General features: G+C 64.7%; 15 protein-coding genes. 7 read left to right on the forward strand and 8 right to left on the reverse strand.

Annotated features, from left to right (window positions below):
* Positions 1-10 precede the first annotated feature (10 nt).
* From FHU39_RS16600 to FHU39_RS16610, 3 genes are read right to left on the reverse strand one after another with little or no spacing between them, the layout of a single operon-like run.
* Entirely contained in the window at positions 11-1,579 is a 1,569-nt protein-coding gene (locus tag FHU39_RS16600) for an AMP-binding protein (RefSeq protein ID WP_183321673.1), read from the reverse strand.
* A 51-nt stretch (positions 1,580-1,630) separates the two neighbouring features.
* Complete coding sequence (locus FHU39_RS16605) at positions 1,631-1,966, reverse strand: acyl carrier protein (protein ID WP_183321674.1); 336 nt, start codon at positions 1,964-1,966, stop codon at positions 1,631-1,633.
* A gap of 27 nt (positions 1,967-1,993) precedes the next feature.
* Positions 1,994-3,001, reverse strand: a complete 1,008-nt coding sequence (locus FHU39_RS16610; RefSeq protein WP_183321675.1) for a ferritin-like domain-containing protein — start codon at positions 2,999-3,001, stop codon at positions 1,994-1,996.
* 190 nt (positions 3,002-3,191) lie between these two features.
* On the opposite strand from FHU39_RS16610, the gene FHU39_RS16615 reads away from it, so the two are divergent.
* The 6 genes from FHU39_RS16615 to FHU39_RS16640 all read left to right on the forward strand — a co-directional run bounded on the left by FHU39_RS16615 (position 3,192) and on the right by FHU39_RS16640 (position 8,821).
* The gene (locus tag FHU39_RS16615; RefSeq protein ID WP_281379749.1) at positions 3,192-4,454 is read left to right on the forward strand and encodes an aspartate aminotransferase family protein; all 1,263 of its coding nucleotides are present in this window, start codon (positions 3,192-3,194) and stop codon (positions 4,452-4,454) included.
* A gap of 88 nt (positions 4,455-4,542) precedes the next feature.
* Positions 4,543-5,577, forward strand: coding sequence for a helix-turn-helix transcriptional regulator (locus FHU39_RS16620; RefSeq protein WP_183321677.1), 1,035 nt, complete (start codon positions 4,543-4,545; stop codon positions 5,575-5,577).
* Positions 5,574-6,479, forward strand: a complete 906-nt coding sequence (locus tag FHU39_RS16625) for a hypothetical protein (protein WP_183321678.1) — start codon at positions 5,574-5,576, stop codon at positions 6,477-6,479. Before FHU39_RS16620 ends, FHU39_RS16625 begins: the two co-directional genes overlap by 4 nt.
* Before the next feature lie 197 nt (positions 6,480-6,676).
* The gene (locus FHU39_RS16630; RefSeq protein ID WP_183319349.1) at positions 6,677-7,615 is read left to right on the forward strand and encodes a tyrosine-type recombinase/integrase; all 939 of its coding nucleotides are present in this window, start codon (positions 6,677-6,679) and stop codon (positions 7,613-7,615) included.
* Positions 7,612-8,544 carry a tyrosine-type recombinase/integrase gene (locus tag FHU39_RS16635; protein ID WP_183319350.1) on the forward strand — a complete coding sequence of 311 codons (933 nt, stop codon included), beginning with the start codon at positions 7,612-7,614 and terminating at the stop codon, positions 8,542-8,544. Before FHU39_RS16630 ends, FHU39_RS16635 begins: the two co-directional genes overlap by 4 nt.
* On the forward strand, positions 8,534-8,821 hold the full coding sequence (locus tag FHU39_RS16640; RefSeq protein ID WP_183321679.1) for a hypothetical protein: 288 nt from the start codon (positions 8,534-8,536) through the stop codon (positions 8,819-8,821). The genes FHU39_RS16635 and FHU39_RS16640 overlap by 11 nt, the downstream gene beginning before the upstream one ends.
* A 28-nt stretch (positions 8,822-8,849) precedes the next feature.
* Here FHU39_RS16640 and FHU39_RS16645 read toward each other — a convergent pair whose 3' ends face one another.
* From FHU39_RS16645 to FHU39_RS23850, 4 genes are all read right to left on the reverse strand, one after another.
* Entirely contained in the window at positions 8,850-9,623 is a 774-nt protein-coding gene (locus FHU39_RS16645; protein WP_221185080.1) for an ExeA family protein, read from the reverse strand.
* 38 nt (positions 9,624-9,661) lie between these two features.
* Complete coding sequence (locus FHU39_RS23845; RefSeq protein WP_343065947.1) at positions 9,662-10,210, reverse strand: Mu transposase C-terminal domain-containing protein; 549 nt, start codon at positions 10,208-10,210, stop codon at positions 9,662-9,664.
* Positions 10,150-11,184, reverse strand: coding sequence for a DDE-type integrase/transposase/recombinase (locus FHU39_RS16650; RefSeq protein WP_221185570.1), 1,035 nt, complete (start codon positions 11,182-11,184; stop codon positions 10,150-10,152). The genes FHU39_RS23845 and FHU39_RS16650 overlap by 61 nt, the downstream gene beginning before the upstream one ends.
* Positions 11,185-11,298: 114 nt before the next feature.
* Positions 11,299-11,553 (reverse strand): hypothetical protein, encoded by a 255-nt coding sequence (locus FHU39_RS23850; RefSeq protein ID WP_221185077.1) that lies wholly within the window; start codon positions 11,551-11,553, stop codon positions 11,299-11,301.
* A 748-nt stretch (positions 11,554-12,301) separates the two neighbouring features.
* Between FHU39_RS23850 and FHU39_RS16660 the strand changes: the two genes are divergently transcribed.
* A complete protein-coding gene (locus FHU39_RS16660) occupies positions 12,302-12,934 on the forward strand; it encodes a tyrosine-type recombinase/integrase (RefSeq protein WP_183321680.1) in 633 nt (210 codons plus the stop codon).
* A 68-nt stretch (positions 12,935-13,002) separates the two neighbouring features.
* Here FHU39_RS16660 and FHU39_RS16665 read toward each other — a convergent pair whose 3' ends face one another.
* Positions 13,003-14,319 (reverse strand): ISL3-like element ISPfr2 family transposase, encoded by a 1,317-nt coding sequence (locus tag FHU39_RS16665; RefSeq protein ID WP_183321681.1) that lies wholly within the window; start codon positions 14,317-14,319, stop codon positions 13,003-13,005.
* Between the last annotated feature and the right edge of the window lie 516 nt (positions 14,320-14,835).

Genomic DNA, 14,835 nt, shown 5'->3' on the forward strand with positions numbered 1-14,835 from the left:
CAGAACGCGACTACGCTGCGGCAGCTTCGCGCATCGCCAGGAAGTTTCGGAACATCTCTTTGCGCCGCGGTTTGCCACTGCTGGTGAGCAGCATCTTTGACTGCGAGGCCTCGTAGATCTCGATGGCCACGTTCGCCGGCAGACGCCGCGACGCAACCCTGACCGCAATGTCGCGCCAGCCGGGTCTTGGTTTGACCAGTACCACGACAGCGTATGGCCGGCCGCTTTCCGAGTTACCGAGCAATACCGCCGAACTGCGTTGCGGGATACCGTTCTGCGCAAGATCCGCTTCAATTGTTTCGGCGAACAACATCGTTCCGTTGACTTTGAATCCATCCCCGTAGCGACCGATGACAAAGAGCTTTCCGTCGCGCATGAACCCGGCATCTCCGGTGAAGAGTTGGTTGTCGAATATCGAGGTGGTGGACTCAGAACTACCAGCGACATACCCAGGAGATATCGCAGGTCCCATCACCACGATTTCCCCAATTTCCCCGTCCGTCGCCAACTTCCCGGAATGGGTCATCACACGCACCGTGACATCCTTCAAAGCCTCGCCGCAGGTCACGACTTTGTCCGTGCTCCCGTTTGCGCTGGAACTGCTCCAGGATGTGCCGCGAGGCAACCCGGTGACCGCAAGGGTGGCTTCGGCCCCGCCATAGGCCGGGAGCAACGCCGTGGAAAGCAACCCGTTGGCCTCGAAGCGGCTGCTGAACCGTTTCATGAGCTCAGGATCCAGCCGCTCGGCACCGAGGATGATGCCATCGAGACAGGAGAGATCGAGGTCAGCCGTTCGGTCTCGGGAGGCGCGACGCACTGTGTATTCCATGCCGAAATTCGGCATGACGGTAAAATTGATGCGATGTCTCGATATTGTCTCCAGGTACCACGTGGGGTCCCGGATGAACTGCTCAGGTTGCATCAGCCAGGTCTCACACGATGCCACGACCACGTTGAGCAGGACGCCAACCATTCCCATGTCATGGTGGCTGGGTAGCCAACTGATTCCCCGGGTGATCCCCTCTTGGACACCGATCCATTCCCGAATCGCGCCGAGGTTCGACTCGAGGTTTCTGGTGGTGATCTTGACTGCTTTGGAGTAGCCGCTCGACCCGGACGTGAACTGAATCATGGCAAGGTCGCCGGTACCTGGGAGGCTGAGCGTAACCGGCGCGGCCGCCGGTTCCGTCACGATCAGTTCCGGCACGGGTAGCCCACGCCGGGTGCACAAGGCGGCGACCTGTTGAGCCGAGTCGGCATCACACAGCACGATGTCCGGCTTCGCGACGGCAAGAAGTTGGCCAACGTGATCCTCGTACCGATCCGCCTGCAGAAAGGCGAAGGGGTGTGGGACCGAACATGGCACGGCCCCGATGGCGAACGCTCCGAAGAAGCTGGCGACGAGCCCGGGGCTCGTCCGCGACACCACAGCGACGACGGATCCACGTGTCGCGCCGAGCTCTGTCAGCCGAGCCGCTGCGGTTCTGGTGAGTTCGGCGAGGTCGCGGTATGACCAGAACTGCCACTCTCCGTCGTCCTGCGCGAAGTGCAAGCCCTGGTGGGAATCTGGTTCCGTCATCCAGTCCAGTAGGCGTCGAGATGGTTGCTGAGACGCGGTCGCCATCATTGCTCAGTCCACCGTGTAGCGTTCGATGTACTCGCGCACAGCCGTCTCTGTCGGTGCTGTCGCACTCCCATCCTGGATTTTTTCACCGAGAAGTTCGGTGATGTCCGAGAGTGTTTGCAACCGGACTGCGACCTCGGGGACGACCGGCTCCAGATCGAACAAGTCCTCCAACGCGAACGCGAGCTCGGCAAAGCCCAGGGAGGTGTAGCCGAGATCCTCTTCGAGATGACTCGAAGCGGTAAGTGGCACCGCTTTGCGCGCCGCGAATGCTCGGACGACTTCTTGGATGGCCGATTCGAATGAATATTTGTCGTTGGTGACTGCGATGTAGTGACTCATGATTGCTCCTACTGACGATGTGATTTCTTATGCGGCGACAGCTCGGGGAGTGGCAAGTTTCTGCTCCACCAGAAGATGGCGCAGCCGCGGCGTGAGCAGGTCCACCTCTCGCAGAATTTGTACTACCTTCTGGAAAAGGAGATTCCGGAAGGCAACCATTCCGGGGTAGTTCTTTGCATAGTCGACGCCGTCTGCCACCGGCACGCCCATCTTCAACCAGACGTCCTCCAGCAGGAATCTGCGCGACATGAGGAGCAGCGCCTCTGCGAGGAATTCATCCCGGTCGGCGAGCTCCGCCGACGTGAGGTCCTTGTAGAGGCCCTTGAGCGACAACAGGCCAAACGCGATGTGCCGCGCCTCGTCGCGAGCGACGTATTTGGAGATGTCTCGAACAATGGGGTCGTTGAAGCTGGTCGAGGCTATCCGCGTGGCGACGAGGGCCAGTCCCTCGACGATCACCTGCATTCCGAGATAGACGATGTCCCATCGCGATTCCTGCAGGATGTTGGTGAGGAGCGATCCGAGCCCCGGGGTGATCGGATAGGTGACTCGCAACTTCTCATTGACGTACCGTGCATACGCCTCCACATGCCGCGCTTCGTCGGAGACCTGAACTGCGGCATAGAGTTTGGACTCGACGTCCGGAACCGTTTCGGTCAGCCGGCCAGTGGCAACGAGAGCACCCTGCTCGCCGTGGAGGAACTGGTTGACCATCCACGCCTGGTACTCCCAGCGAAAGGTATCCCAACGGTCGCGGGGTATGAGCCTAGCCAGAGCCTCGGAGAACGGGCCCTTGCCTGGACTCTCGAGGACCTTCAATGGCGACCCGAATTCGACCGGAATCGACCAGTCGATTGTGGTCGACACGTTCCACTGCGCAATCTTGTTGCGCTCGTACAGGGTGCGCAGGCGTTCATTCTTGCTCGAGTAGTCCCAGTTGAGGACCGACCCGACCATGGCCTGTATGTCGAGGCCCGATAGGTCGGGGTATTGATCGATCGGGGGACCATTCACTTCTGGAGATTCGTCGTTCATGCCCGTGTCCGCTCCTAACTGTGCGTCGAGAAGTGCTTCTGTGCAGAAGCTACGAAGGAACGTGCGGAAGGGTCGAGGATGTACGGCGGCAACTGCCTGGGGCGGCAATTGCCGGTCAGGTTCCTGGGATCACCCGGGGTATGGACGACACGATGAGCGGGCATCAATATCTCGGACCGATAGGAAAGCCATGAAGGTTGCGGACCACAACCCTGAGTCAGCACAAGGCTGTCTCGCCGCATATCGTCAACACTCGAGTCCGGCCACCGCTGACCGGTATCAACTACTCGGTGGCGGCGGTGTGGAGATACGTGGTGCGGGCGCAACTGTGGAACTCAACAACGGCCGGCAGTTGATCGACATGGGCAGCTACGCCGTTCCGCTCTTCGGCCACCGCCCTGCAGCAGTCGCCGACGAAGTGCGTGCGACCCTCGACCGCTTGCCCGTGACGACGCGCCTGGTCGCCAACCCCGTCGCCGCCGCGTACCTGCGTGAACTGTCCAACTACGTCAATCGGGCAGATCTGACGCGGGTGTGGCTCGGCCTGAACGGCACCGATGCCGTCGAGGCTGCACTGAAGTTCGCAGTCGCAGCGACCCGAGTACCGAGCATCCTGGCGGTCAAGGGCGGCTATCACGGCAAAAGTCTGTTCTCGCTGGCCGCGACATGGGACCCGGCGCGCAAGGAGCCGGTTCGAGGCGTCCTGCCCGACGCACGCCACATCGATGTCGCTGCGAACGCTGTCGCCCGGGCGTTGGACGAGCGTCCCGCGGCCGCCCTGATCTTTGAGCCGTTACAAGCTGAAGGGGGCGGTCATCTGATTCCAGCCGAGGTGATGCGGCAGTGGGTGGCCGATGCCCACGACCGCGGCACCTTTGTCATCGCGGACGAAATCCAGTGCGGGTTTCACCGTTGTGGTCCCGTGTCGCTTGCCCTCGAAGCAGGCGCGGACGTCGATGCTGTGCTCCTGGGCAAGCCGTTGGGTGGAGGGGTGATGCCGCTTTCGGCTGTGGTGACCACTGACCGGTTGTGGGGTGACATGGCCACTGACCCCTATTTGCACACGGCAACCTTCTCGGCACATCCGTTGTCATGCGCCGCAGGTCGTGCCGCGTTGCAACTTGCGGTGACGACCTGCGAGGAGCGGAGCATCGCCGAGCAACGTCTGTCGCGTCTGGTCGCCGACGTTGCCGAGCAGTGCGACGTGGTGCAACGAGCGGAGGCGCACGGCCTCTTCGCCGTCTTCGACGTCGGCACGGCTGAGCAAGCGGGCGCAGTGGTGACGCACGCGGCCCGAGCCGGCCTACTGGTCGCTCCATGCACCACGTCGCCCACCTCGATCCGCCTGTTGCCCTCGCTCACGACAACACCGGAGCAGTGGCACCGGGCACAGTCGATCATGTGCCGCGCGCTCGGCCGAGCCGCCAGGATACGGCCCGCGACGGCCGCCTGACGCGAGTCCGCGATGTCACGTCAACCCCAAACCGACACTTCGAGTCGTATGCTGCTGACGAAATGTCGGGCTACGTGGGGGCGGGCAAGTGGCGAGGCTGGAGAAGTTCGGACTGGGCCGCAATGCCGAGACCGCGTATGACGCGCTCATCCGTGGCGTTGCACCCACTGCAGAAGCACTCGTCGCCGCTATCGGGTTGACCACGGAGGATGCGGTGCAATCCCTCGACGAACTCAAGTCGCATGCACTCCTACGTGAGTCGAAAACGGCCGACTGTCTTCGAGTGACACCACCGGACGAGGCAATCGAACTTCTCATCGCGCACGAAGAACGACTCCTCGAGCAAAGACGCCTGGACATCCAGCAAGCACGAGGCGAGATCGACGACCTCGTCGAGTCATTCGTCAGCGCCGCAACCGAGACTCCTGTCGGATCGCCTGCCATCACGTATCTCAAGGGAAGCGAAGTCATCCGCTCCAAGCTGTATCAACTCGTGGGCGAGGCATCTGACGTCACCTTGAACATGATTCCCGGATCGCGCACCTTCAGTGCTGCCGCAATTCGGTCCGCGGAACGACTCGACAACCAACTCATTGCTCGCGGAGTCCACGAGCGATTCATCGTGTCCGAGCTCTCCATTCAAGACCCGAACTGGAGCGCCTATCTACGACGCATCGGTGAGAAGGGGTGCCAGGTCCGCACGCATGTGTCACCTCCAACACTCCTGGTGACCTTCGATCACCGGACGGCCGTGGTGCCTCGCGGCAAGGACATCTCCAATGCCGCCATCCTGATTCAGGAACCCGGAGTTGTCGAACAGATCGAATATCTATTTGAAGAGGTGTGGGCTGCAGCCACACCCCTTCCCCTCCACGATGCGCCGACCAACACGGACGCAGCGGATACTGTTGACCCTCGCCTCCGGCAGGTGATCGTGCTCCTCGGACGTGGCTACAAAGACGAGGCAATCGCGCGAAAGATCGGTGTCTCGGTGCGCACGGTCGGACGGCTTGTCGCCGAGATAGTGGATCTTTTCGGCGCGCAAGGTCGGTTCCAGGCGGGTGTGATCGCGGCTCAGCAGGGCTGGATAGAAAAGGCCGCCTCTCCAAAAAGCGACGAATGATGAGAAGATCCGTCGACGATGCCCAGCAGCGCCTGCTCCTTGAGGATGAGCGCTTTCTTGCCCGGTCACAGAAGTTGAGGTACCACGAGATCGCGGAGTCCGGCGATGACGGTACCCTCAGGGCCGCGGTTCCGGTCTACGACGCCGAAGTGTCCGAATTGCCGATCTTGTTACGTCGGTACATGGGCATTGATGACGTGACAGGTTTAATTCGCTGTGTCGGTGGCGGACTCGCAATCCGGCGCTCCGTGTTCTACGAGAACATCAGTAGCGACGAAAACGGGAATTCCCTCGCCTCGCTGCTGGAAAAGAACGGCGAGTGGATCATGGATTTCCCTGGCACGATCTACGCGCTCTACGCCACTTCCTGTGAAGCGGGTCTCCTGCAAGGGATCGCACCGGATGCAACTGCCACGGACCACGGCACGACGCACTATTCACTGCAACTCCCCGGCGGTGACGCAATCTTCGATGACTTCGTCGCAACTCTCACGGCGCCTCCCCGGCGGACCTGGAAAGTGGATATTTCAGCGGCCAGCAACCTCGAACTCACGTATTCCGCAGCACCCCTGTCGCCTCAGCAGATCCCCGAACTGGCACCACTCATCTCTGACGTCGCCGCTCGCAACGGGATCCGGCAGCCATTGTTCGTCCAGCGACAGATCCTTCGAAACCTACTCACCCAGGCGGGAGAACCCGTTGTGGTGAGAAGTTCCATCGACGGCCGACCAGCAGGGGCATGCGTTTGCCGTCGTTATGACACATTTCTCGACGCCTTCCAGGTCGGTATCATCGAGCACGAGAACCGTCGGGAGATATATCATTTCACTGCTTTTGTGGCGCCCCTGCTCTACGCACTTTCCAGGCTCATCCCAATCGGGGGTGTAGGAGTTGGGGTCTGAAGCCGCCGGTCTCGAGCAGGCTTCGGGCGATGGTATGTCGACCTCGGGGTTATGTTGACTGGCTCGGTCGATGCCCTGCTCCGGAGGGGACCGGGCGCTGAGCTGGTCAAGATAACGATGAGCGTCTGTGTCGGGGTTCGCTTGATCTGACTGGGCGGTCGCTGGGATCGCCTGGCGTCAGGTCAGGAGGACCAGGGATGGTGATTCATCGTGATCAGCGCCGCGCCGACGTGCGGGAGGCGCTGAACGAGTTCGAGAAGTGGCTGCTGCGGGAGCGGTCAGCGCAGGAGCGCACCGCTGCCGCTTACACGGCCCGTGTCGCAGCGTTTGTGGAGTGGCTGCCCGCACCGGTCGATCAGTCGCTGGCGACGCTGACGGCGGCGAAGGTGACCGAATGGGTGAACCTGGAAGCAGCACGAGGGTTGAAGGCGTCCACGCTGGGCAAGCAGTTGGTGATGCTGCGCTCGTTCTTGCAGTACGCCCACCGCTCAGGCCGGACGGGGCAGGACCTGTCCGGAGTGGTGCCGCACGCGGCGGCCTGGCGGCTGTCGTCGATCCCTGACCCGGTGCCTGCTGGGACGATCGAGGCGCTGTTCGCCACTCTCGATTTGCATTCGGCGAAAGGGCTGCGTGACCGGGCGATCCTGTTGCTGTTGACCGGTCTGGGGCTGCGGGCCTGTGAGATCGCCGGGCTGCGACTCGACGACATCGGATGGCGCACCGGAACCCTGCGCGTTCGGGGCAAGGGTGACCGTGTCGATGAGCTCCCACTGCCGGATGAGATCGGCCAAGCGTTGGAGGACTACGTTCTTCACGGCCGCGGCGGCCGGATCGTCGGCGAGGAAGTGTTCTTCACCGTGATCGATCCGGTCCAGCCGTTGACGGCGAATGGTGTCTGCGGGACCGTCCGACAGATCTGTATCAAGGCCGGGGTGGAGAAGTTCGGCCCGCACCGTCTGCGACACACGTTCGCGACGGGGATGCTCGCATCCGGGGCCACGTTGCAGGAGATCCAACGGCTGCTACGGCACGCTCACCTGCGCACGACCGCGATCTACACCAAGGTCGACACGAACCGACTGGCCGCGCTGGCTCCCGAGTGGCCTGCTGCCGCGTCGAGCAGGCGGACCCGATGACCGGCCTGCGTGAACTCCTGGAAGGCTACCTGGCGACCCGAAGGGCGCTCGGGTTCAAACTGGCCACGCCCGGCAAGGCCCTGGACGCGTTCGTGGGGTGGATGGAAGAAGCAGGCGAACCCACCATCCGACACGATCTGGCGACCGCCTGGGCTTCACAGTTCTCCCGTGGCACCGTGTTGGAGTACTTGAACTACGTCCGTCAGTTCGCTGCGCACGTCGCCTGGTTCGACCCCGCTACCGAGATTCCGATCCTCGACGGGCGACCCTACGGGGCGCATCGTCCTCGCCCGCTGATCTTCACCAGCGACCAGATCGACATGCTGCTGGCTGCGGCGGGCAGGCTGACTCCACAGGTCCGTGCGGCATCCTGGCAAACACTGCTCGGGCTGCTCACAGTGACCGGGATGAGGATCAGCGAAGCCCGCAACCTCGATGACGGGGACATCGCCCTGGACGAGTCCGGTGATGGCAGCGGCTGGGCACGAGTGACGGACACGAAGTTCGGCAAGTCCCGCCTCGTTCCGCTCCGCTCATCGACGATGGCAGCGATCAACAGATATCAGCGCCTTCGGGACAAGACGTTCCCGGTCCCGAAGACCGCGGCAGTGTTCGTCGCTCGGCGCGGCACCCGACTCGCTCGCTCGACCGCAGGAAACACCTTCCGAGAGATCCGAGAGATGGCCGGTCTGGCTGGTGGCCCGAACCAGCCGGCTGCCCGGCTGCATGACTTTCGGCACTCGTTCGCGACAACCACGCTGATCGGTCACATCCGCGGCGGCGGGGATGTCGATGCGATGATGCCGGTGCTGTCGGCGTTCCTCGGGCACGTCGGCCCGGAAGCGACGTACTGGTATCTGTCGAACACCCCGGAGTTGGCAGCCGCTCTTGCCGAACGTATCCAGGCGAGTGGGGCCGATGATGAGTGAGCTCGCACCGCTGCTGCAACGGTTCTTCACCGACAAGCTCGACCGGCACCTGAACGCCAGCGTCCACACGAAAGCGGCCTACGCCGACACGTTCCGCCTCCTGCTGGGTTACGCCGAGCGGGCCACGGGCATCGCCCCGTCCGCGCTGACTCTGGCCGACCTCGACGCGTGTTGTCCGTCGCTCATCTTGCGGATGTTGTCGTCATTGATGTTGCCGATGATTGGGTATGAGATTGGCCCCGCCCGGAGGTTTCGGGCGGGGCCTTGCTCGTCATGATGACGGCGTTGTCGGCGCGGTGACGCGGTTAGTCAGTGCCGGTTTCGGTGATCGCGGCCCGGGCTGCTTTCTCGTCGACGAGGGTGTCGTTACGGGCGAACGCGGCGGTCAAGGCGTTGAGGGCGAGGTTGTTGACCGCTCGGGGGTAGCCGCGGGAGGCGTTGTGGATCAGGGTGATCGCGTCGGCGGTGAACAGGGCGTCGGCGCGGCCGGCGATCTTGAGGTGATGGCCGATGTAGTCGACGGTGTCCTCGGGGTTCATCCCGGCCAGGGCGTACCGGACGGCGATGCGTTGATCCAGGGCGGCGAGCACGCCCAGGCGTAGGCGTTGCCGCAGGGTGGGTTGGCCGACCAGGATCGCGGCGAACGGTGCGCCGGAGTCCATGTCGTGGTTGGTCAGCATCCGGATCGCTTCGAGCTGCGGGTTATCCAGTAGGTGGGCTTCGTCGAAGATGATCACGGGGGTGCGGCCGCGTTCGGCGTGTTCGGCGGCCAGGGCGTCGGCGGCTTGCGGGGCCAGCGTCGCGGTGTAGAACGAGGGGACGTGTCCCAGGGTCGCGACGATGTGGTGCAGCATCCCGCGGACCCCGATGGAGGGGTTGGGCAGGTAGATGATGATGTGCCGGGAGCCGTCCAGGGCGGTGGTCGCTGCGCGTACTGCGACGGTTTTCCCGGCGCCGACTTCGCCGGTGACCACCCCGAGGGCGTGCTGGCTGATGCACCAGTCGATCCGGGCCACGGCCTCGGCGTGTCCGGCGTGCCGGTGCAGCATGGACGGGGCCAGGTTCCGCCCGAACGGCATGGTCGTGAATCCCCAATGTGATTGCAATCGTTGAATACTCACTGCTGCTCCTGTGTCGGGTCGTTGCCGTGGTGGCGCCGGTGTTCGGTGTGTGCGTCGTCGTGGTCGGGCGCGTCGATGAAGTCCTCGATGCTGGTGTGCCCCGGGACCTGCTCACGGCCACCGCCGTCACCAGCCAGCCGGGAGTACAACGCGTTGAACCCGATGCCGGGGTCGTCGGCGAGCCCAGCGTGGTGGGCCTGGGTGACCAGGTTCAGGTACGCGATCCCGGTCGATGGTGCTGTTTCGGGCTCGGGCGTTTCGGGTTTCGCCTTGGGGTGAGCGTGCCGGGTGATGACCTGCGGGAGGGCGGGACCGTAGCAGCGGCCGTCGTATCGGACGTGAATGTGTTCCAGGTCGAACGGGGAGAAGACGAGTTCGACCTTGCGGCCGACCAGGGCGGCTTCGACCTGGTAGCTGTTGCCGTGCAACGAGACGGTCGCGGTTTTGGTCACGGTGCGCACCTGTGACCATAGGAACGCCTCGGTCAGGCGTCGCCGCTGGGTATCGCGGGGGCGGCTCCGATCCGGTCCCACCCGGTGTTCCACCGCTCCAGCGGGGTTTGCCCGGTTTCGGAGTGGACCTGGTGGTGGTAGACCGATTCGACCCATGCGGTGAACTGGGCATTCAACCCCAGTAGCGCCGCCGCAGCTGTGATGCCCTGGCCGGTCAGGTCGGCGGCGCTGGTGTCGGTGACTTCGACGAGGAACTGGTCTCGTACGGTCCTGAAGAATCGTTCGATCTTCCCTTTTCCTTGGGGCCGGTTCGGGGTCGCGTGGGTCAGCCGGATCCCGAGCGTGGCGCACGCCCGCAGCAACCACGAATCCACATAGGCGGCGCCGTTGTCGACGTAGCAGCAGCCGGGGATCCCGCGGGAAGACAACGCGGGTTTGAGGGCGGCTGCTAACCGGACGGTGTCTTCGGCGAACCCGAACCGGTAGCCGACCAGCAGCCGGGTGTGGTCGTCCAAGAACGCGAACAAGTACACCTTCCGCCCGCCGATCTTCGGGCCGTGTAACGCGTCGCCGACCCACCGCTGGTTGGGCGCGTCGGCCTCGTACCGGCTGAACACTTCACCGGTCCCGGGTGCGTCGAGCATCAACTGCCGTCGGTGGAACAGGCGCAGCAGTGTCGATTCCGAGGGGGACCAGCCCGAGGAGGCGGCCAGGATCCGGGCGACCTGCGCGGCGGTCCGGTCCGGGTTCTCCTTCTTCAACGCGACCGCGAGTTCGAGCACGTTCACATCGATGCGTGAACCTGCCTGCCGCAGTGAGGGTTTCAGCCCTTCGAACCCGTCGGCCCGGTAGCGGCGGATCCACCGGTCCAGGGTGTCGCGGGAATACCGGTGCGTCCCGCCGAACGGTCCCTGATGGTCACGCGCGGCGATCGCGCGCACGATCCGCCCCCGCGCCCTGGTCGACAACGCCGGGTCCAACGCGGGACAAATCACCTGGTACCGGAACAGCGCGACCTGCTGTGCCCGTTCCTGTCGTTTCACGCTCTCGTGGGCAGCCTCGGCCATGAATACCTCTATTCGACAACGAATCCCAGCCCACACGTACAGGCCGAGAAGGGATGCCCGCGAGGATTCCAGGCCGACCCGCCACCGGTCAGGGGCAACTGGTGTTGCCCGCCCTCACACCGCCACCGCCGGCCATCCCGGCGCGAGAAGCCGACCAGCCGAGCACGCGGCAGCAACCTGCCACGCCGTCACCGGACCGAGAACACCCCGCGGGCCGAAACGAGCCGTGATCGCAGCCATCGCCGCGCCGAGCGCGGCCAGCACGTCCCGCCACTGACAGCCCAACCCGTCCGGGACCGGCACGTCGACCCCCGCCCGCCGGGCAACGCCCAGCAGCGCGACACGCGCGGCAGCCAGCCGACCAGTCATGACTCGTAGCCAGCCCCGGACAGTGGACTCGGGCACCCCAAGACGCACGCTGATCGGCCGGAACCCCCGCCCCTTCGCGCGCGCCGCCAACGCGGACCCGATGACCTCCACCCCATACGCTCGACGCAGCAACACCGTCACCGGCAACAGCACATGAGTGACCAGGCATCCCGGGCACCGAGCACGCCGCGGCCGCAAGACGCCCGCGATCCCGTGGATTCGTCGAGGCCGCGCCCACCCCCACGGGCGTAACGCTTCCCGGCACGCCGGGCAGTCGATCCCGCCCGCGGCCAACCGTGACTCGACCCGACCATGATCAGCCTCTACTGTCACCACAGGGTGCCTCCGTGCATCCGGCACGGTCCTCCCGCGACAGGTCCTCCACGACGAGAAGCGGGAGGGCCGTGGTCATCGATTGATCAGGAAATCCTGCCCGAGACCGGCACACTGACGATGCCGATCACCACGAACACGCCCCGGCACCCCCACCACGACACTCATCGGCAAACCCGATGACGACACCCACCTGCCACACCGTCATCCAGAGTGACGCTCAACAGACGCGGACCTGATCGGCGGGTTCCTCCAGCACCTGGAAACCGAGCGCAGGAACTCCCCGGCCACCCGCAACACGCGCCGCGCGGCGCTGCGCTCGTTCTTCACCTACGCCAGCTACCGGGCACCGGACGCGATCGCCACGATCAGCCAGGTCCTCGCAATCCCCGCGAAACGCACCAAGACCACCCTCGTGTCGTTCCTCACCGCGGCCGAGGCTGAAGCCCTCATCTCCGCTCCAGACACCAGCACCTGGCTCGGGCGCCGTGACCGGCTCCTGCTGCACCTGGGCATCCAAACCGGGCTGCGTGTCAGCGAGCTGATCAGCCTGCGGATCGACAGCATCACCATCGGACCGCACAGCCAACTCGAGTGCGTCGGGAAAGGCCGCAAGCAGCGAGTGATCCCGCTGCAGAAGAACACCGTGAAACTCGTTACAGCCTGGCTCGCCGAGCGCCCACCGCAGGCAGAGGGACCGCTGTTCCCGACCAGTACAGGCACCGCGCTGACCAGAGCCGCCGTCGGCAAGCTCGTCACCAGACATGCGGCGACCGCGGCCAAGCGATGCCCTTCGCTGGCAGGGAAGAACGTCACCCCGCACACGCTGCGGCACACCTGCGCGATGAGCCTGCTGCACGCCGGGATCGACACCGCGAGCATCGCGCTCTGGCTCGGTCACGCGAACATCCAGACCACGCAGATCTACCTCCACGCCGACCTCGAAATCAAACGACGAACCCTGGAACGCGTCCCCGCGATCGATGAACGGCCCCCAGCTCGCTACCAGGCCTCGGACGCTCTCATCGCGTTCCTCAAGAACCGCTGAGCCCGGCACGGTTATGTTGACCAGCTCAGCGCCCGGTCCCCTCCGGAGCAGGGCATCGACCGAGCCAGTCAACATAACCCCGAGGTCGACATACCATCGCTTATGCGGAATTCCGCATAAGCGATGTAGTTGGTCAGGTTGCGGAACCCGAGTGCGGAGCCGCGCAGGTGTTCCAGGCGTCCGTTGAGCGCCTCGGTCGGCCCGTTGCTGGTGCCGGGTCGTTCGAAGTAGGCGAGCACGTCAGCGGCTCGCTTCTTCAGGGTCCGGCCCAGGGTGGTGAGCTCGGTGAGCACCTTGGGGACGCCGGCGCTGAGGTCGGTGATCAGCTTCTCCATGAGCTCGCGGCCACGTTGCCGGTCCTCGTGGCGATAGGCGGCGATCATGCGCTGGTAGACACCCCAGGTCGCCTCGACCTCGACGTGAGCGTCATCAACGAACAGCGCGCGTAGCCTGTCGCTCTGCTTGTCGGTGAGCAGGTCCGAGCCGGTGTGCAGCGTGCGCCGCGACTTGTAGAGCGGGTCGTCCCTGAACCCACGGTGCCCGTGGATCGCGAGTTGGACCCGGCGCCGGCACCTGTCGAGGGCGTCACCGGCCAGGCGCACGACGTGGAAGGGATCCATCACCGTGACCGCGTCCGGGATCTCCTCTGCAGCGGCGGTCTTGAACCCGGTGAAGCCGTCCATCGCGACCACCTCGACCGCGTCACGGAAGGCGTCGTCGCGGTCGGCGAGCCAGGCCTTGAACGCCGCCTTCGACCGGCCCTCGACCATGTCCAGCAGCCTTGCTGGGCCGGCGCCATCGCGGACCGGGGTGAGGTCGATGATCACGGTGACGTACTTGTCGCCACGCCTGGTGTGGCGCCAGACGTGCTCATCGACGCCAATGACCTTCACGCCCTCGAACCGCGTGGGGTCGTTGATCAGCAGCCGCTTGCCTTCAGCCAGGACCGCGTTGTTGGCGGTGTCCCACGCGACCCCGAGTCCCTCGGCGACACGGACGACGGTGAGGTGTGCGACCACGATCCCTTCCAGCGCCCACCGCAGCCCGGTGCGCGAGAGCTTCGCGCGTGGCTCCGCCGCGGCGCTGGTGTCTTGGCGCCACACGTGTCCGCAGTCGGCACAGCGGTAGCGGCGCACTACAACTTCCAGCACGGTCGGTCGCCAGCCCAGCGGCTCGTGGGCCAACCGCCGGATCACGGTGTCACGAGCAGCGCCTTCGCTGCCGCACCGTCGGCACCACTGATCTGGTTCCACCACGCGGCACGCGAGGACCGCACGATCCGGCTCAAGTCGTTGCCCGGTCACGCTCAGACCGAGGCCGTCGAGTCGAGCGAAGGCGGTCAGGTCAGGGCGGCCGAAGCCGGCCGGCGGGGTAGCGTCGGACACGTCGAGGTCTTTCGGATGGATGGCGTAGGAACCTCCGTCGTCGGGAGACCTCGACGTCTATCTGCGGACCGACGCGCCCGGCCGACCTACACCGTCATCTGGGAAGACCCCTGAAACGTCTTCGACGACGACGGGACCGGCGAGGAGGAGGCGCGGTGAGCTAAAAGAATGGAGCTTGCTCGGCTCCGACGCCGCCGCAAGCTCCGGTGAAACGGTCGGTACTGGTCGGTCGTCGTCGGTCACCACCGGATGGCGGCGTCCTCCACGCTCGGCGTTTACGCAGGTCAGCGGCTCGTTCGCCCAGTGGGCGCATCAAGCGATAGACGCAAAGCCGACGTGATTAGGTCGTCGGTTCGATTCCGACAGGCGGCTCCGGCGAACAGCCCCTGACCTGCGGAAACGCAGGGCAGGGGCGGTTCGGCTCTGGTGGTCGCGCGATGCGCTGGCCTCACGGCTCTGCCCGACACCGACGTCGCTCTCCTCTGCGACGGACCCCTCGCCGGCTGAGCGCTCGCG

The organism is Flexivirga oryzae, from assembly GCF_014190805.1.
Lineage (GTDB): Bacteria > Actinomycetota > Actinomycetes > Actinomycetales > Dermatophilaceae > Flexivirga > Flexivirga oryzae.

Excerpts from the sequence above, each read along its gene's own strand:
- FHU39_RS16625 (WP_183321678.1), top strand. The coding sequence starts at position 5,574 with ATGATGAGAAGATCCGTCGACGATGCCCAGCAGCGCCTGCTCCTTGAG.
- FHU39_RS16600 (WP_183321673.1), bottom strand. The coding sequence starts at position 1,579 with ATGACGGAACCAGATTCCCACCAGGGCTTGCACTTCGCGCAGGACGAC.
- FHU39_RS16605 (WP_183321674.1), bottom strand. The coding sequence starts at position 1,966 with ATGAGTCACTACATCGCAGTCACCAACGACAAATATTCATTCGAATCG.
- FHU39_RS16650 (WP_221185570.1), bottom strand. The coding sequence starts at position 11,184 with ATGGCCGAGGCTGCCCACGAGAGCGTGAAACGACAGGAACGGGCACAG.
- FHU39_RS16630 (WP_183319349.1), top strand. The coding sequence starts at position 6,677 with ATGGTGATTCATCGTGATCAGCGCCGCGCCGACGTGCGGGAGGCGCTG.
- FHU39_RS23850 (WP_221185077.1), bottom strand. The coding sequence starts at position 11,553 with ATGACTGGTCGGCTGGCTGCCGCGCGTGTCGCGCTGCTGGGCGTTGCC.
- FHU39_RS16610 (WP_183321675.1), bottom strand. The coding sequence starts at position 3,001 with ATGAACGACGAATCTCCAGAAGTGAATGGTCCCCCGATCGATCAATAC.
- FHU39_RS16615 (WP_281379749.1), top strand. The coding sequence starts at position 3,192 with ATGAAGGTTGCGGACCACAACCCTGAGTCAGCACAAGGCTGTCTCGCC.
- FHU39_RS16645 (WP_221185080.1), bottom strand. The coding sequence starts at position 9,623 with ATGCCGTTCGGGCGGAACCTGGCCCCGTCCATGCTGCACCGGCACGCC.
- FHU39_RS16640 (WP_183321679.1), top strand. The coding sequence starts at position 8,534 with ATGATGAGTGAGCTCGCACCGCTGCTGCAACGGTTCTTCACCGACAAG.
- FHU39_RS16635 (WP_183319350.1), top strand. The coding sequence starts at position 7,612 with ATGACCGGCCTGCGTGAACTCCTGGAAGGCTACCTGGCGACCCGAAGG.